The sequence below is a fragment of the Isoptericola sp. BMS4 genome, assembly GCF_011634835.1.
Taxonomy (GTDB): domain Bacteria; phylum Actinomycetota; class Actinomycetes; order Actinomycetales; family Cellulomonadaceae; genus Isoptericola.
On the sequence record NZ_SIRP01000001.1, the window covers coordinates 2,242,769 to 2,259,789 of the forward strand.

The 17,021-nt window shown below is 75.6% G+C and carries 16 protein-coding genes and 1 tRNA gene; 8 read left to right on the top strand and 9 right to left on the bottom strand.

Features of this window, described 5'->3' with window-relative positions; all coding sequences use genetic code 11:
- Positions 1-19: 19 nt before the first annotated feature.
- Positions 20-799 carry a 3-oxoacyl-ACP reductase FabG gene (gene fabG / locus EYB28_RS10005; protein ID WP_166847275.1) on the bottom strand — a complete coding sequence of 260 codons (780 nt, stop codon included), beginning with the start codon at positions 797-799 and terminating at the stop codon, positions 20-22.
- 283 nt (positions 800-1,082) lie between these two features.
- Here fabG and EYB28_RS20105 point away from each other — a divergent pair, with 283 nt between their 5' ends.
- From EYB28_RS20105 to EYB28_RS10025, 4 genes are all read left to right on the top strand, one after another.
- On the top strand, positions 1,083-2,012 hold the full coding sequence (locus EYB28_RS20105; protein WP_205710888.1) for a hypothetical protein: 930 nt from the start codon (positions 1,083-1,085) through the stop codon (positions 2,010-2,012).
- The gene (locus tag EYB28_RS10015; protein WP_166847278.1) at positions 2,012-3,697 is read left to right on the top strand and encodes a DNA polymerase Y family protein; all 1,686 of its coding nucleotides are present in this window, start codon (positions 2,012-2,014) and stop codon (positions 3,695-3,697) included. The genes EYB28_RS20105 and EYB28_RS10015 overlap by 1 nt, the downstream gene beginning before the upstream one ends.
- Positions 3,690-7,241 carry an error-prone DNA polymerase gene (locus EYB28_RS10020; protein ID WP_166847281.1) on the top strand — a complete coding sequence of 1,184 codons (3,552 nt, stop codon included), beginning with the start codon at positions 3,690-3,692 and terminating at the stop codon, positions 7,239-7,241. Before EYB28_RS10015 ends, EYB28_RS10020 begins: the two co-directional genes overlap by 8 nt.
- A gap of 77 nt (positions 7,242-7,318) precedes the next feature.
- The gene (locus EYB28_RS10025) at positions 7,319-8,428 is read left to right on the top strand and encodes a glycerophosphodiester phosphodiesterase family protein (RefSeq protein WP_166847283.1); all 1,110 of its coding nucleotides are present in this window, start codon (positions 7,319-7,321) and stop codon (positions 8,426-8,428) included.
- On the opposite strand, the gene EYB28_RS10030 is transcribed toward EYB28_RS10025, so the two are convergent.
- Complete coding sequence (locus tag EYB28_RS10030; RefSeq protein WP_240930487.1) at positions 8,379-8,813, bottom strand: metalloregulator ArsR/SmtB family transcription factor; 435 nt, start codon at positions 8,811-8,813, stop codon at positions 8,379-8,381. The two genes, EYB28_RS10025 and EYB28_RS10030, sit on opposite strands and share 50 nt — an antisense overlap.
- Positions 8,810-9,454: an SRPBCC family protein gene (locus EYB28_RS10035; RefSeq protein ID WP_166847286.1), complete on the bottom strand. Its 645-nt coding sequence runs from the start codon at positions 9,452-9,454 to the stop codon at positions 8,810-8,812. Before EYB28_RS10035 ends, EYB28_RS10030 begins: the two co-directional genes overlap by 4 nt.
- A 77-nt stretch (positions 9,455-9,531) precedes the next feature.
- Here EYB28_RS10035 and EYB28_RS10040 point away from each other — a divergent pair, with 77 nt between their 5' ends.
- A complete protein-coding gene (locus tag EYB28_RS10040; RefSeq protein WP_166847288.1) occupies positions 9,532-10,146 on the top strand; it encodes a GNAT family N-acetyltransferase in 615 nt (204 codons plus the stop codon).
- A gap of 1 nt (position 10,147) precedes the next feature.
- Here the strand turns inward: EYB28_RS10040 and EYB28_RS10045 are convergent, their stop codons facing one another.
- A complete protein-coding gene (locus tag EYB28_RS10045) occupies positions 10,148-10,546 on the bottom strand; it encodes a hypothetical protein (protein WP_240930488.1) in 399 nt (132 codons plus the stop codon).
- Between the two features lie 38 nt (positions 10,547-10,584).
- Between EYB28_RS10045 and EYB28_RS10050 the strand changes: the two genes are divergently transcribed.
- The gene (locus tag EYB28_RS10050) at positions 10,585-11,184 is read left to right on the top strand and encodes a hypothetical protein (protein WP_166847293.1); all 600 of its coding nucleotides are present in this window, start codon (positions 10,585-10,587) and stop codon (positions 11,182-11,184) included.
- A gap of 18 nt (positions 11,185-11,202) precedes the next feature.
- Here EYB28_RS10050 and EYB28_RS10055 read toward each other — a convergent pair whose 3' ends face one another.
- Complete coding sequence (locus EYB28_RS10055; protein WP_205711016.1) at positions 11,203-12,045, bottom strand: RIO1 family regulatory kinase/ATPase; 843 nt, start codon at positions 12,043-12,045, stop codon at positions 11,203-11,205.
- A 282-nt stretch (positions 12,046-12,327) separates the two neighbouring features.
- Here EYB28_RS10055 and EYB28_RS10060 point away from each other — a divergent pair, with 282 nt between their 5' ends.
- Positions 12,328-13,155, top strand: coding sequence for an MBL fold metallo-hydrolase (locus tag EYB28_RS10060; protein WP_240930489.1), 828 nt, complete (start codon positions 12,328-12,330; stop codon positions 13,153-13,155).
- Positions 13,156-13,249: 94 nt separating this feature from the next.
- Here EYB28_RS10060 and EYB28_RS10065 read toward each other — a convergent pair whose 3' ends face one another.
- Positions 13,250-14,065: a metal-dependent hydrolase gene (locus EYB28_RS10065; protein ID WP_166847302.1), complete on the bottom strand. Its 816-nt coding sequence runs from the start codon at positions 14,063-14,065 to the stop codon at positions 13,250-13,252.
- A gap of 166 nt (positions 14,066-14,231) precedes the next feature.
- On the bottom strand, positions 14,232-14,696 hold the full coding sequence (locus EYB28_RS10070) for a phosphoribosyl-ATP diphosphatase (protein ID WP_166847305.1): 465 nt from the start codon (positions 14,694-14,696) through the stop codon (positions 14,232-14,234).
- A 126-nt stretch (positions 14,697-14,822) separates the two neighbouring features.
- On the opposite strand from EYB28_RS10070, the gene EYB28_RS10075 reads away from it, so the two are divergent.
- Positions 14,823-14,909, top strand: a tRNA-Leu gene (locus EYB28_RS10075).
- A gap of 327 nt (positions 14,910-15,236) precedes the next feature.
- Here EYB28_RS10075 and EYB28_RS10080 read toward each other — a convergent pair.
- Positions 15,237-15,932, bottom strand: coding sequence for an ABC transporter ATP-binding protein (locus EYB28_RS10080; RefSeq protein WP_166847308.1), 696 nt, complete (start codon positions 15,930-15,932; stop codon positions 15,237-15,239).
- 42 nt (positions 15,933-15,974) lie between these two features.
- Complete coding sequence (locus EYB28_RS10085; protein WP_240930490.1) at positions 15,975-17,018, bottom strand: ABC transporter permease; 1,044 nt, start codon at positions 17,016-17,018, stop codon at positions 15,975-15,977.
- Positions 17,019-17,021 lie beyond the last annotated feature (3 nt).

Below are 17,021 nucleotides of genomic sequence, written 5' to 3' on the forward strand. Positions count from 1 at the left end.
CAGGGGCCGCGCGGCGTGGTCAGGCCTTCGGGCCCCCGGCGACGTAGAGCACCTGGCCGGAGACGTACGCGGCCTCCTCGGAGCAGAAGAACGCGACGGCGGCCGCGACGTCCTCGGGCTGCCCCACGCGGCCGAGGGGGACGTCCTTCGCGGCCGCGGCGAGGTAGTCCTCCAGCGGGACGCGGGCACGCTCCGCGGCGGCGCGGATCATGTCGGTCTCGATGACGCCCGGGGCGACGGCGTTGGCGGTGACGCCGAACCTCCCCAGCTCGATCGCGAGCGTCTTGGTGAACCCCTGGAGGCCCGCCTTGGCGGTCGAGTAGTTCGCCTGCCCGCGGTTGCCCAGCGCCGACGTGCTGGACAGGTTGACGATCCGCCCCCACCCCGCCTCGACCATGTGGGCCTGCACGGCGCGGCTCATGAGGAACGCGCCGCGCAGGTGGACGCCCAGCACGGCGTCCCAGTCGTCCTCGCTCATGCGGAACAGCAGGTCGTCGCGCAGGATGCCGGCGTCGTTGACGAGGATTGTCGGCGCGCCGAGCTCGTCGGTCACCCGAGCGACGGCGGCGTCCACGGAGCCGGCGTCGGTGACGTCCACCTCGACGGCGAGGGCCCGGCCGCCGCCTGAGACGATCCCGGCGGCGGTCCGCTCCGCCTCCTCGGTGCGCAGGTCGGCCACGGCGACGGCGTGCCCCGCCGCGGCGAGCCTGCGGGCGATGGCGGCCCCGATACCGCGGGCGGCGCCGGTGACGACGGCGGTGCGGGGCTGGGCGGAACGGTCCGTGACGGGGTGGGTCATGGTGGCTCCTTCGACGACGACGGTGTGGTCGTGTGCACCGTACCGGGCGCCCTCGTCACGCGTCGCCGTGCCGGGTCGGTACTTCGTCCCCGGATCGGTAGACGTGTGTGCCGACCCGGGGGCGAAGTGCCGACCCGGCCTCCTCCGCGGGCGCCGGCGAGGCCGGGACCAGCGCGGTTGACAGCCCGTCCCGGCGGACGAACACTGGAGGTGTTCGAACATCAGTTCGAACCGGACGTCCGTGCACGCGGCGTCCTGTGGAACGCCGCGGGGAGGAGGTCGCGTGACCGTCGCCCCCGAGCAGGACACCCGCCGGTCCCGCGCGCTGGCGGCGCTGCACGCGGCCGAGCAGCGCACGGGCGCCCGCCAGGCGCGGCGCCATGCCGCGCCGCGCGTCGTGGAGCCCGGGACGCGCGGCGAGGCGGGCATACCCGCCGACCCCGCCAGCCCCGCCGAGCCCGTCGCGCTCGCGCACCCCGCGGGGCCCGCCGCGGGCAGGGCGGCAGGCGGCGACCCCGCCCACGTGGCACCGGGCGCGGGCAGCCGGCACGGCCCCGCCTGGTCCGTGCACCCCGACCTGTCCGCACTGCTGCCGGACGGCGGTGTGGCCCGGGGCAGCACGCTGGCGGTGCGGGGATCGGCCTCGCTGCTGCTGGCGCTGCTGGCCGCGCCGTCCGCCGCCGGGGCGTGGACCGCCTTCGTCGGCGCCCCCGCGGTCGGCATGCTCGCGGCGCACGACGCCGGGATGGCACTGGCGCGCACCGCGCTCGTGCCCCGCCCCGGCCCCGACGCCCCGGCCGTCGTGGCGGCCCTGCTCGACGGCATGGACCTGGTGGTCGTGGGGCCGCAGGCGACGCTGACCGGGGCCGACCGGCGCCGGCTCGGCGCCCGCGCGCGGGAGCGGGGCGCCGTCCTGGTGCCGCTCGGCACGTGGCCCGGGGCGCACGTGGCGCTCGACGCCCGCGGCGGCACCTGGGCCGGCATCGACCACGGGGCGGGCTGGCTGCGGCGGCGCACCCTGAGCGTGCTGCGCACCGGCCGCGGCGCCGCCGCCCGGCCGGTGGAGATCGACGTGGTGGTGCCGGTGCTCGCCGACGGCGCGCAGGGCGCCCTGGCGTGGGCGGACCGCACGACGGACACTCCCGACACCGCCGACCGGCCGGCGCCGGCGGGGACACCGGCACCGCAGGGCCCGCGCCTGCGGGTGGCGTGATGGGCGCGCCCAAGGGCCTCGAGCGGGCGACCGCCACCCGGACGGCCGTGCTGTGGGTACCGGACTGGCCGGTGGTCGCCGCGCTCGCCGTCGCCGGCCTGGACGGGCACGTCCCGGCCGCGGTGCTCGGGGCGCGGTCGGCAGGCGGCCAGGAGGCGGGACGCAGCGTGGTGGCCACCACCGCCGTCGCGCGCTCGCAGGGCGTGCGCCGGGGCATGCGGCGCCGGCGGGCGCAGGAACGCTGCCCGGAGCTCGTGCTGCTGGACGCCGACGACGCCCGCGACGCCCGCGAGTTCGAGCCGGTGGCGCTCGCGGCCGAGACCGTGGTGGCGGGCCTCGAGGTGGCGCGCCCGGGCCTGCTCCTGCTGCCCGCCGACGGCGCCGCCCGGTACCACGGGTCCGAGCGCGCGCTGGCCCGCGAGCTGGTGGCGGCCGTCGCGGAGCGCACCGGGCACGAGTGCCAGGTGGGCGTGGCCGACGGGCTGCTGGCCGCGGTGCTCGCCGCCCGGTCCGACGCCGTCGTCCCTCCGGGCGGTGCGGCCGCGTTCCTCGCCGACCGGCCGGTGGGCGAGCTCGTGCACGCCGTCGCCGACCCGGGCGCGGTCGCGGCGGTGCGCGAGGCCGCGAGCCTGTGGTGGCGGCTCGGGCTGCGCACGCTGGGGGACCTCGCCGCCCTGCCGCCGCAGAGCGTGCACGCCCGGTTCGGCGGCCTCGGCACCTGGGCGCAGCGCCTGGCCCGCGGGGAGGACCTGCGCCCGCCCGCCCGGCGCCGCGTCGCCGAGGACCTGGCCGTGAGCGAGGAGCTCGACCCGCCGGCGCCGCGCGTCGACGTCGCCACGTTCGCCGCCCGCCGGCTGGCCGAGCGGCTGCACGCGATGCTCGCGGACCGGGGCCTGGCCTGCGGCCGGCTGCGGATCACGGCACGGACCGAGGCGCGGCCCGAGGACGGTGCCGGCGGGGCCGTGCTCGAACGCGTGTGGCGCATCGACGACGCCGCCGGCGGCATGAGCGCCGCCCGGATCACCGACCGGGTGCGCTGGCAGCTCGAGGGCTGGCTCACCACCGCGGCGCTGGCCTCCGGCGCGTCTCCCGGCACCCCGGCCGTGGCCCCCCTCGTCGAGCTGGCGCTGACGGCGGAGGAGGTCGCCCCCGCGGGCGTCGGCCAGCCGAGCCTGTGGGGGCCGGACGCCGGCGAGGACGCCCGCGCCCGGCGCGCGCTCGGCCGCGTCCAGGGCCTGCTCGGGGGAGACGCCGTGCTCACGGTGCGGCGCCAGGGCGGGCGCGACCCCCGGGACCGCATCCACCTCGTGCCGTTCGGCGAGGACGCGCCCCCGCCGCGGGACGCCGCCCTGCCGTGGCCGGGCGCGTTGCCGGAGCCCGCGCCCGCCGTCCTGCTGCCCGACCCCGTGCCCGCCGGCGTGCGGGACGCCGAGGGGCGCGCCGTCGTCGTGGACGTGCGGCTGGCCATGAGCGGCGCGCCGCACGTCGTGACGGCCGAGGCGCTGCCGGGCGATGCCGTCGTGGTGGGCTGGGCCGGCCCCTGGCCGCTCGCCGAGCGCTGGTGGGCCGCCGCGTCCGAGGACACCCGCAGGCGCGTCTACCTGCAGGTGGTGCTCGACGACGGGCGCGGGCTGCTCCTGGCCCAGGGGGCCGGGTCGTGGAGCCTGGAGGCCGTCTATGACTAGCCCTCCGACCAGCTCTCTGGCCGGCACGGGCGGACGGTACGCCGAGCTGCACGCCCACTCGGCCTTCAGCTTCCTCGACGGGGCCTCGCACCCGGAGGAGCTCGCGGCCGAGGCGGACCGCCTGGGGCTGACCGCGCTCGCGGTCACCGACCACGACGGGCTGTACGGGGTGGTGCGCTTCTCCGAGGCCGCCAAGAAGGTGGAGCTGCCCACCGTGTTCGGCGCCGAGCTGCACCTGCCCGCCCAGCAGGTCCCCGGCGCCGCGCCGGGGACCTCCGGGAGCCGCCCGGTGCTGGACGACCCGACGGGCGTCCCGGACCCGCGCTCGACCCACCTGCTCGTGCTGGCCCGCGGCGCCCAGGGCTACCGGAACCTGTCGCGGGCGATCGCGACCGCGCACCTGGCCACCGGGACCAAGGGCAGGGCCCGGTACCGGCTCGACGAGCTGGGGGCCGAGGCGGGCGGCGAGTGGTTGGTGCTCACCGGGTGTCGCAAGGGCGCCGTCCGCCAGGCGCTCACCGCCCCGGGGCCCGGCGGCGGGCGGGCGGCGGCGCGGCGCGAGCTCGACCGGCTGACGGACGTCTTCGGGCGAGACAACGTCGCCGTCGAGATCACCGCGACGGGCCACGCGGGCGACGCCGCGCTGCACGACGCGCTCGCCGACCTGGCCCGCGACGCGGGACTGCCGCTGGTCGCCACCACGAACGCGCACTACGCCCGGCCGCGCGACGCCGACCTGGCCGGCGCGCTCGCCGCCGTGCGGGCGACGTCGTCCCTCGACGCCATGGACGGCTGGCTGCCCGGGGCCCCGGTGGCCCACCTGCGTGCCGCGGACGAGATGCTCGCGCTACACCGCCGGCACCCGTCGGCCGTGGCGACGGCGGCGGACCTGGCCGCCGAGTGCGCCTTCGACCTCGACCTGGTCGCGCCGAACCTGCCGCCGTACCCGGTGCCCGAGGGCCACGACGAGGCCTCGTGGCTGCGCGAGCTGGTGCGGCGCGGGGCCACCGAGCGGTACGGTGCCCGGCCCGGGCCCGGAGCCGGCGGAAACGCCGGGGCATGGGCGCAGATCGACCACGAGCTGCGGGTCATCGAGGACCTGGGGTTCCCCGGTTACTTCCTCGTCGTCTACGACCTCGTCGAGTTCTGCCGGGAGCGGGGGATCCTGTGCCAGGGGCGGGGGAGCGCCGCCAACTCCGCGGCCTGCTACGCGCTCGGCATCACCGCCGTCGACGCCGTCAGGCACGGCCTGCTGTTCGAGCGGTTCCTCGCGCCCGAACGCGACGGCCCGCCCGACATCGACCTGGACATCGAGTCGGTGCGGCGCGAGGAGGTCATCCAGCACGTCTACGAAAAGTTCGGCCGTACCCACGCCGCGCAGGTCGCGAACGTCATCTCCTACCGCCCTCGGTCCGCCGTGCGCGACGCCGCCCGCGCGCTCGGGTACGACGTCGGGCAGCAGGACGCCTGGTCCACGTCCATCGAGCGGTGGGGGTCGCTGCGCGGGCCCGACCCCGCGAGCCCGGCCGCCGACCGGTCGGCCCGGGACGAACGCGCGGCCGCCGGCGCCCCGGGCGGCACGACGAGCGGCGCCTCGTGCGGGACCGTGACCAGGACGGCGGCCAAGGACGCCCGGATGGCGCAACGGTGGGGCCCGCCGGAGACGCTGCCGCGGCGCGTCGTGGACCCGCTCGCGGTGGACGAGGGCGAGGTCCGGCGCGCCGACGACGCGCACGACGTCGTGCCCGCCCGGCGGCCGCCGTCGGCCGAGGAGGAGGGACAGATCCCCGCGCCCGTGCTCGACCTGGCCGACCGGATGCTGCGCCTGCCCCGGCACCTCGGCATCCACTCCGGCGGCATGGTCATGTGCGACCGGCCCGTGATCGAGGTGTGCCCCGTGGAGTGGGCCCGCATGGAGGGGCGCACGGTGCTGCAGTGGGACAAGGAGGACTGCGCCGACGCGGGGCTGGTGAAGTTCGACCTGCTCGGGCTCGGGATGCTCACCGCGATCCGGTACGCGTTCTCCTCGGTCGCCGAGCACACGGGGGAGCACCTCACGCTGCACGGCCTGCCCGACGACGACCCCGCGGTCTACGACCTGCTGTGCGCGGCGGACACGGTCGGGGTGTTCCAGGTGGAGTCGCGCGCCCAGATGGGCACGCTGCCGCGCCTGCGGCCGGAAAAGTTCTACGACATCGTCATCGAGGTCGCGCTCATCCGCCCCGGGCCCATCCAGGGCGGGTCGGTGCACCCGTACATCGAGCGGGCCCGCGGGCGAGAGCCGGTGACCTACCTGCACGAGCTGCTGAAGCCGTCCCTGCGCAAGACGCTCGGGGTGCCGCTGTTCCAGGAGCAGCTCATGCAGATGGCGATCGACGTCGCGGGCTTCACCCACGCCGAGTCCGACCAGCTGCGCCGGGCGATGGGGTCCAAGCGGTCGGTCGAGCGGATGGAGGCCCTGCGCGGCCGGCTGATGGAGGGGATGCGCGCGAAGGGGGTCGACGACCCGGCCGTGCGTGAGCAGATCTACGACAAGCTCAAGGCGTTCGCGGACTTCGGCTTCCCCGAGTCGCACGCCTACTCGTTCGCCTACCTCGTGTACGCGAGCTCGTGGCTCAAGGTGCACCATCCCGCCGCGTTCTACGCGGGCCTGCTGGCGGCGCAGCCGATGGGGTTCTACTCCCCGCAGTCGCTGGCCGCCGACGCCCGCCGGCACGGGGTGCAGGTGCTGGGCCCGGACGTCAACGCCTCCCGTGCCCTGGCGTGCGTCGAACGTCTCGACGGGACGCCGGGCCCGGCCCCGGAACGCGGGGACTTCGGGCCGGCACCCGACCCGTCGCTGGCCGTCCGGCTGGGGCTGAGCGCGGTGCGGGGGATCGGCACGGACCTCGCGGAGCGGATGGTCGGCGAGCGGCAGGACAACGGGCCGTACCGCGACCTGCGCGACCTGGCGCGCCGCGTCGGGCTCAGCACGGCCCAGCTGGAGGCGCTGGCCACGGGCGGGGCGACCGAGTCGCTCGGTGCGGGGCGCCGGGAGGCGCTGTGGGCCGCGGGCGCGCTGGGTCAGGAGGGCCCGGGCACCCTGCCGGGCGTGTCGGTCGGGGTGGACGCGCCGACGCTGCCGGGCATGACGCCGCTGGAGGTCGACGTCGCCGACGCCTGGGCGACCGGTATCACCCCCGCGTCGGTCTCCCCGCTGGAGCACGTGCGCGAGGGGCTCGAACGTGCGGGAGTGCTGACGGTGGGGCAGGTGGTCGCCACGGACCCGGGCCGCAGGGTCGCGGTCGGCGGGGTCGTCACCCACCGGCAGCGGCCCGGTACCGCGGGCGGCGTGACGTTCCTGTCCCTGGAGGACGAGACCGGGCTGCTGAACGTCATCTGCACCGCCGGGCTGTGGCGGCGGTTCCGGACGGTCGCGCGTCGGGCGGCGGCCATGGTGGTGCGCGGGCGGGTGGAGAGCGCGGACGGAGCGGTCAACCTGCTCGCCGAGCACCTCGCCCCGCTGCACCTGCCGATCGCGACCCGCTCGCGTGACTTCCGGTAGCGGAATTCACCCGGCCGACGCCGGGCCGACGACCGTGGGTCACGCGCGGGCCATCCCGCCCGCCCAGGCTCGGCGTCATGCGTACCCGCCGAGCCGCCGTCGCCGCGGCCCTCACGGCCGTCCTCGCGGCCTCGTCCGCCGTCCCTCTCGCCGCCGCCGTCACCCCCGGAGACGCCGGGCACGGGTCCGGCCGCGACCTCGACCTCCAGGCTCACCGTGGCGGTGTGGCGCTCACCGTGGAGAACACGCTGCCCGCGTTCGCGAAGGCGCTCGAGCTCGGCGTGAGCACGCTGGAGCTCGACGTGCAGATCACCGCCGACGGGCACGCCGTCGTCACGCACGACCGCGACCCGAACCCCGCGAAGTGCGTCGACACGGAGCCCGCGTTCCCCGGCGACCCGCAGTTCCCCTACGTGCCCGGGACCACGTACATCGCCGACCTCACGCTCGCGCAGGTCCGCACCATCGACTGCGGGTCGCTCGCGCAGCCGCAGTTCCCGGGCCAGGAGACCCGTCCGGGCGAGCCGATGCCGCTGCTGTCGGAGGTCTTCGGCCTGGTGAACGACTACCGGGCGCGCCAGGTGACGCTGAACGTCGAGACGAAGGTCGAGGCCGGCGCTCCGGAGCAGACGGCACCGCGCGAGGAGTTCGTCCAGGTCGTGGCGCGCGAGGTGCGCGAGGCCCGGCTCGTCGACCAGGTCACGATCCAGAGCTTCGACTGGGGCGCGCTCATGCGCATGCGCCAGGTAGAGCCGCGGCTTCCGGTCGTGGCGCTGACGAACGGGCAGCAGTTCCTCCAGGTCGGGCAGGAGGGCGCGTCGCCCTGGCTGGGCGGGATCGACATCGACGACTTCGACGGCACGATCCAGGAGCGGTACGTGGCCGCTGCGGCGTCGTTCGGCGCCGACGCGCTCTCGCCGGTGCACGGCGACCCGCAGGGCGGCGGCGTGGACGACCCCGGCTACGTCCCGTTCACGACGCCGGAGCTGGTGGAGGCCGCCCACGACGCCGGGATGCGGGTCGTCCCGTGGACGATCGACGACGTGCCGACCCTCGAGCACCTGATGGACATGGGCGTCGACGGCATCATCACCGACCGGCCCGACGTCCTGCGCGACCTCATGGCAGAGCGCCACCTCAAGCTCCCGAAGCCCTACCAGGCCCCGCGGCACGCGCACGCCCGCTGACCCGGGCGGCGTCGACCCGGCGCCGGTCTCGGCGGCCGCGCGCCAGCTCGGTCTCGAGCGCGTCGAGGGGTTGCGCGAAGGCGTCCGAGAACCGGGCGAGCCAGGAGGCGACCGCGTCCAGGCCGGCGTCGTCGACGCGGTACAGGCGGCGCGTCCCCTCCGCGTGCACGCGCACCAGGCATGCCTCGCGCAGCACCCGCAGGTGCTGCGAGACGGCGGGCTGCGAGATCCGCGTCTCGGCCTGCAGCGCCGTGACGAGCGCCCCGGCAGCCTGCTCTCCGGGGGCGAGCAGCTCGAGCAGCCGCCGACGGACGGGGTCGCCCAGCGCCTCGAAGACGCGCGGGGCGGTGGCGGGCTCGTCCGGCGCGCCGAACACGGGGCTCACGCCTCCGGCGGCGTCGTGTAGAAATCGAGCGTGCGTTCCGCGGCCTCGTGCGCCCCGGCGGGGTCGTCGCCGTCGGCCACGGCCGCCTCCGCCCACCCGGTCGTGACGAGGCGCACGAACTCGACGCCGTCGGGGGAGAGCGTCCAGGTCTCGGCCTCCTTCGGGTCGACGGCGGCCCGGCTCTCCAGGTGCAGCCCGAGGCCCATGAGGCCGAGGTCCCAGCCCGCGCCGACCGCGCCGGGGCCGAACCGCTCCCACATCTCCGGGTCCACGAGGGCCTCATGGACGAGCTCGAGCGTGGTGCCGGCGCCGGCCTCGGTCAGGCGAATCTCGAGCCACGAGACCTGCCCGCCGAACTCCCAGGTGACGGCGAACGACTCCGGGGCGTCGCAGCGCTCGACGACGCCGCCGGCGTTGCCCTCGAGCTGGTAGCGCCCGCCGACGCTCAGGTCGCCGCTGACCGGCAGGAACCAGCGGGGGAGCCGTTCGGACGAGGTGAGCGCGTCCCAGAGGTCGTCGCGCTCGGTGGCGTAGGTGCGGCGCGCCACGGCGATCTTCGTGGGCGCTCCGGCGCGCTCGCCGGTGCGGATCTCCCGGGTCACGAGGCGGGCGGTGGCGACGGGGTCGAGCGTGGACGTCATGGCGACTCCTTCATAAGTAGACGCTTATATTGAACCACGGCGGCCGTCGTGTCGGAAGGGGCTCGTAGTCTCGGGGCATGCGGATCGAGCCCGCCACAGCCGACCGGTTCGACGACGTCGCGACCGTGCTCAACCCCACGGGACGCGCGCAGGCGTGCTGGTGCATGCACTGGCGCCTGCCGCCGAAGGAGGACGCGTCGCGCCGCGGGGAGTACCTGCTCGAGCTCGCCACGCACGAGCCCGCGCCTGGCCTGCTCGCGTACGAGGGCGACGAGGTCGCCGGGTGGCTCGGGTTCGCGCCGAAGTCGGCGAGTCGCACGCTCCAGCGCTCCCGCGTGCTGCCAGCCGGGAATCCTGAGACCTGGCCCACCACCTGGGCGGTCATGTGCTTCACCGTGCGCCCGGGTTGGCGACGCCGCGGCGTGGCCCGCGCGCTGCTCGACGGCGCGGTCGAGTACGCCCGCGCGCACGGCGCGCGCATGCTCGAGGGCTACCCGGTCGAGCCCGAGCCCGGCCGGCGCGTGCCCGTCAGCGCCGCGTTCGTCGGGACGGTCGGGCTGTTCGAGCAGGCGGGCTTCGACCGGGTCGCGCCGACGTCGGCCACCAGCGGCAGGCTGCCGCGGTGGGTGCTGCGCCTGGAGCTCGACCGAGGGCTCGACCGCCGGCTCGACGGCGCGACCGGCGGTGCGTGAGTCACTCGACCTGGGCGACGACGCAGATCTCGAACGTCCCGCGCCCACGCCGCAGCAGGTAGCGGGCCCGGTCGTTCCCCCGCTCCGCCGCGAGCTCGTCGCGGTACGACCACCGCACGTCGACCCACAGCAGCGCCCAGCCGACCTCCTCGACGGCCACGACCTCCGGGACGACGGCGACGCTGTCGCCGGTGGAGGCCGCGGGCCGGTCGCGGACGCTGTCGCGCACGTCCTCGGGCGACGTGAGCAGCGCGGAGGCCTCGGGGCCGACGAGCGTCACGGGGAGGTCCACGCGCTCCGAGATGCCCTCGAGGTCGCCCGTGCTGAGCACCATGGCGTACGCCGCGAGGAAGTCGCGCAGCGCCTCGCGATCGAGGTCGTTCATCGCCTGCGTGCCCACCCGACCACGGTAGGCCGGACCTGGAAGGATCACGACTCGTGAACCGACGCAGACTCTGGTGGAGTACTCCCGTCCTGCTCGCGCTCCTTGCCGGGTGCGCCCAGGAGGCCGCACCCGCCGACCCGGACGACCTGGCAGCCGCCGCCTCAGGCTGGGGGATCCCGCCGGACGTGGTCCTGACGACCGCCGTCGACGGGTTCGAGCCGGCCCCGGGCGGTGCGGGCGCCTACGGGAGCGACGGGTTCTCCGTCGTCCTCACCAACCCGTCGGACGGGCGGATCATGGTGCTGGCCGCCACCCGCGACACCATGACGGCGCAGAGCTGCCCCACCACGCCGTTCGCCTCGACGTCGGGGGCCGCTGAGGGGCAGGCCGAGTGCACCGCCGAGGACGGCATGTTCTACCGCACCGCGGACGGTGCGTCCGAGTACGCGGTGCAGCGCGACGACGTGCTCGTGCAGGTGTCCGGCGACGGCGTGGAGCGGGAGGTGCTCCGGGAGGCCGCGGAGCAGGTCCGCGTGCCGAGCGCGAAGATCCTCAGGGCCATGGAGCCGCCTGAGCCCATGGAGGGTGTCGAGCGCGGCGACCTGCCGCCCGGCGACGGGGCGCCGGACAACAGCGTCGGCGCGGGCGGCTGACCGGGGCCCACGTCAGGCTCACCAGGCCTGGGCGAAGACGTCGGCGAACAGCTCGTCGGCGTCGACGTCGAGCCCCCGCGAGGCGAACCACGCGCACATGGTCCGGCAGTCGCGGTGCAGCAGATCCGCGCCGAACGGGTTCGCCACGAGGTCTACGATCTGCGGCACGTCGATGATGACGAGACGTCCGCCGTCGTCGGCGCCGTCGACCAGGACGTTGTACGGCGACAGGTCGCCGTGCGCCCAGCCGAGCCGGGCGATGACGCCCATGGCGTCGCGGAGCTGGTCGAACCAGTCGGCGAGCAGCTCGCGGTCCGGGCGGGCGCGGGCGAGGCGCGGCGCGGCCTGGTACGCGCCGTCCCCCGTAACACCGCCGACGAACTCCATGAGCAGCTCGGTGCCGTCGATCTGCACGGGGTAGGGGACCGGTGCGCCGGCGTCCCAGAGCGCGCCGAGGGCACTGAACTCGGCACTCGCCCATTGCGTGGCGGCCATGGCACGGCCCCACGCGGACTTGCGGTCCTCGATCGCGCGCTGGTCGCGGGTGCGCCGCACGCGGCGCCCGTCGGTGTACTCCGCGTCGCGGTGGAACTGGCGGTGATCGCGGCCCCGGTACCGCTTGGCGGCGAGCAGGCTCGTGCGGTCGGGGTCGCCAGGGACGGCGCGCTCGACGAGGAAGACGTCCGCCTCCTTGCCGGTCTTGAGGACGCCGAGCTCGGTGTCCAGGGCGGCGTCGGCGGTGACGACCCAGTCGGGGCGCGGGTCGGGGCCGCGCTGGCCCCTGGTCACGGAGGTCCAGGTGGACCACCGCTGGTCGGGGCCGGGTTCGATGACGGGCGCGTCGGCGGCCCTCAGGGTCAGGGTGGGAAAGGCCCGATCGTGGTCGGGGTGCTGCGGGTGGGTGGCGTGCTGCGGCACGGGTGGCTCCTTGCGGGGGTGGGGAGCCGCCGTATGGCGCGCTCCTCAGGAAGGGGTGCTGTCCGCCCGCCGGTGCTCCGGGCGGGCTCGGGTGACGACGTCGTCCATCGCACTGCCCTCCCTTCGCACGGGCACGCCTCTCGCGTGCCGTCTGCCGTGATCGTGACAGCCCACCCCCGGGCCGGTCGAGTGATTTTCGTGCGTGCTGCGTGCCAGGGTGGCCGCGTGGGATTCGCACCGGTCGCCGACGACGTCCTGGTCCGCACGAGTCGCCGGGAGCGCACGACGACGACGCTCGCGCTCGGGCGGGGCGGCGGTGCGGGGCGGTCCGCGCTGCTGGTCGACCCCGCGTGGGCCCCGGACGAGCTGGACGCGCTCGTGACCGAGGCCAGGTCTCTGGGTGCGGTGGTGGTCGCAGGGTTCGCCACGCACGCCCACCACGACCACCTGCTGTGGCCTCCCGCACTCGACGACGTGCCGCGGTGGGCGAGTCCCGCCGCGGCCGAGGTCGCGGGCCGGCAGCGGGCGCGGCTGCTGGCCGAGCTGGACGCCGACGAGCGCCGGTACGGAGAGTCGTACCCGCCTCGGGCGCGTGCGCTCTTCGCGTGCGTCGAGCCCGCGCCGGCGGGGATGCTGCCGGACCCGGACGGGGTGCTGCCGCGCGCCGAGCCGGTCGTCCACGACGGCCACGCGCCCGGGCACGCCGCGCTGTGGCTCCAGGACGCGCGTGTGCTCGTCGCCGGGGACATGCTCAGCGACGTCGAGCTCCCGCTGCCGTTCGACGAGATCGCCGGGGGAGCGGACCGTGCAGGGAGCGTCGCGGCGTACCTCGCCGGGCTGGACCGGCTGGCACCGTTCGTCGCCCGCGCCGAGGTGCTCGTGCCGGGGCACGGCACGCCGACGCGCCGGCCCGTCGAGCGCCTGGACGCGGACCGGCGCTACCTCGACGCCGTCCTCGCCGGACGGCGGGCCGACGACCCTCGAATGGCGCTGCCCGGCATGGCGGCCGAGCACGCCCGGCTCCTGCGCACGGTGGGCGACGCGTCACCCTGACGGAAGCTTCTCAGCGTCTTCGCCTGGGTGACCTGCGATCAGGGGACGAGCCATGTCATCCCTTGATCCAGCCCTGAGCCTTGATGTGTACCCGTCAGCCGGCGATCAACGCGGCCGCGGAGTCCCACGCCGCGGCCGTGTCGAGGCCCATCTGGTCCAGCGCGGCCCACCCGACGCCCAGCACCGCGTAGGCGCTCACCGGCGTCATGACCAGCCACTCGCGCCACGACCCGGCATCCCCGAGGACCGGCAGGGAGAGGTTCCCGCCGTCGCGCCACACGTCGTCGAACGGCATCCACCGGTACCGGCGCACCCAGGTGGGGGAACGGAACCTCAGCGGCCACAGCAGCGGCACGCCGCGGGTGGTCAGCATGTCGCCGACGATGTGGACCGCGCAGCCCAGGCCCACGCAGAACGGCATCCAGTACCACTCCTCGGGCGCGAACGCCGCGATGCAGGCCGCGAGCGCGAGCGACAGCGTCCACGTCCACCAGCGACGCTGCCCCGTGAGCTTGAGCGCCCGCACCGCGAACGCCGACAGCAGCACCGCCAGGACGCCCGGACCGACGAGGACGTCGCCGAACGTCTCCGTGGTGACCGTCACCAGGCCCAGGGCCCAGGCGATCGCGGTGAACACGACGATGCCGAGCAGCGAGTGGGTGCCGTGACGGTGCCCGCCGGAGATGGTCGCCACCAGCTTGGTGAGCCACTCCGACACCGGCGGCAGCGAGTGCGCGATCGTGCCGTTGTGGTGGTCGGCGTCCGGCAGCAGGGCCGCCCCGGCGCACACGAGCGCACCGGTCATCACCCCGACGTCCGAGACCGGGTACCAGCCCAACGAGATCGGCGTGGTCGCTGTCACCGCGACCCACGCTGCCGCCCCCGACGCGGCGTGGTGCCCACCCATCATGACCTTGTGTGCTCCTTCGTCCCGAGATACCCGGTGATGTCCACGGATCAGCGATTGATCCGTTGTGTCCGGGCCGGGCAGGACGCTACACGGTGGGGATGACACTCCCGCGGACGCCGTGGGCGCAGGTCACCGCACTCATGGGGCCGTGCTCATGGGGCCGTGGTCACCGGGCCGCGCGCCGGGCGAGGATCCCCGCCACGTCGGGCGGCGTCCAGCCCTCGGGCTTGAGGACCTTGCCGTCCGCGCGGCGGAGCGGCGTGCCGTCGGGGCCGAGCTTGGCCATGTTGGAGGCGTGGATGGCCGCGAACACGTCCTCGCCGGGGATGCCGCACTCCAGCTCCATGCCGTGCAGCACGTAGCGCAGGTCGCCGGTGGCGTCCGCGATCGCGGTGAGGTCCGCGTCGTCGGTGGTGAGGTCCGTCACCTCGGCCATGGCCTGCTCGACGACGGCGCGGGCCCGCGCGCCCAGAACCGCCTCGGTGAGCTCGGCGAACTCCTCGGCCACCAGCCGGTAGCGCAGGTGCAGCCGGTCTTTCGGCAGAGCGGCGCTCGGGGCGCCGTCGTTCACCGGCACGCCGAACGCGGTGTGGAACTCGCGCACCATGGCGCGCTCCGATGGCGTCGTCATGGAGCCATCCTGGCGGGTGGCCCCGTCAGGCGTCGTCACGAGCGCCCCGGTTTGCGAGAGCCCGCCCCGATCGTGCTATGTTTTTCCCCGCACCGCGACGGCCGGAAGGGCCGGAACGGTCCACCTGTCCGGGTGGCGGAATGGCAGACGCGCTAGCTTGAGGTGCTAGTGCCCGTATAGGGCGTGGGGGTTCAAGTCCCCCTCCGGACACCATGCCTGAACAGGCAAGACGTGAAGAACCGAATCGCCGGGTACCCACTGATGGTCGAGGAAGCCGCGATTCGTCTCGAACTTCCGATGCGAGAGCATCGGCGGGATCCGAATGAGACAGCGGATCGAGACGCCCCGTCGCTCCACACGACGGGGCGTCTCGCGTCTCTGAGGTGGGACGTCCATACCTTGGGGGTTAGCGGCCAAAATGTGTGTCCGTCTCGGGCGTGTCGATGTCATCGGTGGGAGTGTCCGTTCTCCTGTCGTGGCCTGCACGGATACCCCGTCAGCGGACACACATTTTGACCGCTAACCCGTGGTTGTCGTGCTTCAGATCGTCGTGGGTGCCACGCCCTCCTCGATCCGGGCGTCGAGCATCCGGACGGTGACGTCGACGGTCGCGAGCGTGGAGGCGTCGTGCGAGACGAGGAGCGTCGCGGCTCCGGTCTCCCCGGCCAGGCGGGTGATGAGCTCGACGACCTGGGTGCCGCGCTCGTGGTCGAGGGCGGAGGTCGGCTCGTCGACGAGCAGCACCTCGGGCCGTCCGACGAGGGCCCGGGCGATGGCGACGCGCTGCCGCTGCCCGCCCGACAGCTGGGCAGGGCGCTTGCCCGCGTGGTCGGCCACGCCGACGGCGTCGAGCAGCTCGAGGGCGCGGCCCCGCACGCTGGACGGGCGCCGGCCGCGCAGGTGGGCGTGCAGCTCGAGCTGCTCGAGCGCGGTGAGGGAGCCGAGCAGCTGCGGCGACTGGAAGACCATGCCGAGGCGTTCGAGCCGCACCCGCGTGGACCGGGCGACCGTGGTGGTGGGGGTGAACACGACGTCGTCACCGATCGTGACGGTGCCGCTGCTGGGGCGGGTCAGGCCGGCGGCCACGGCCAGGAGGCTGGACTTGCCGGCGCCCGAGGGGCCGAGCAGGGCGGTGGTCGTCCCGGCGGGGACGGTGAGGTCGACGTCGTTCACGGCGGTCAGGGTGCTGTCGCCGTCGGGGTAGACGAGGGTGATGCCCTCCAGGTGCAGGTCCACGGGGTGCGCTCCTTCTGGGGTCGGGGGGGGAGGGTGGGGCAGTCAGCGGGCGGCCAGCGCGGCGTGCGGGTCGATGCGGGTGATGCGTGCCACGGACACGGCGGCTCCTGCGAGGCCGAGCACCACGAGGCCGGCGGCCGGCACGAGCGTGGTCGCGGTCGTGACCACGACCGGCACGGCGGCGGGCAGCAGGAGGGCGCCGGCGACGCTCAGCGCGGTACCCACGGCGACCCCGCCGGCGAGGACGACGGCGGCCTGGCCGAGGGCGTCGCGCAGCAGGTAGCCGGTGGGGGCGCCGAGGGCCTTGAGCACGGCGACGTCGCCGGAGCGGCTGATCGTCCAGACGGTGAAGAACGCCCCGACCACGAGTGCGGAGATGACGAGCAGGAACGCCTGCATCGTCGTCAGGGACGTGTTCTCCCCGGCGAAGGACGGTACCGCCGAGCGGGCGTCCGCCGTCGTGACGGTGGTGGTGCCGAGCTCGGCGTCGGCGGCCGCGAGCGCGGCGTCGTCGGCGTCGTCGGTGGTGGTCATGGCGACGACGGTGGCCACGGGGGTGCCGGGCCCGCCGCGGGCTCCGACGGCCTGCCAGTCCTCCAGGGTGGTCCACACGACCGGGGTGTGGGAGAACGACTGGTCCGCGTCGACCGTCTCGGCGACGGTGAGCTCGCTGCCGCCCAGGGTCACGGTGTCGCCCTCGCCGGCGCCGAGCGCGGCGGCGGCGCCGGCGGTCAGCACGACGGTCCCGGGCCGGACGTCGCCGGGGCCCGCGGGCACCAGGTCCGTGCCGTCGGGAACCCCGAGCGCGGTGACCGACGCGGTCGTGCCGCCGGCCTCGGCGCGGGTCGTGGCCACGCCGAGGGGGTCGGCGGACGCGACGCCGGGCACCTGCGCCCAGCGCTCCCACTGGTCGGGGGCCACCCGCGACGCGGTGAACTCCGGCGCGTCGCCGTCGGCGGGCATGGAGAAGGCGAGGTGGTCGGCCGGCAGGTCGGTCACCGCCGACGTCGACTCCCGCGCGAGCCCCGCGGTGAGCGAGGCGAGGAAGGTGACGAGGAAGGTGATCAGGACGATCACCACGGACATGAG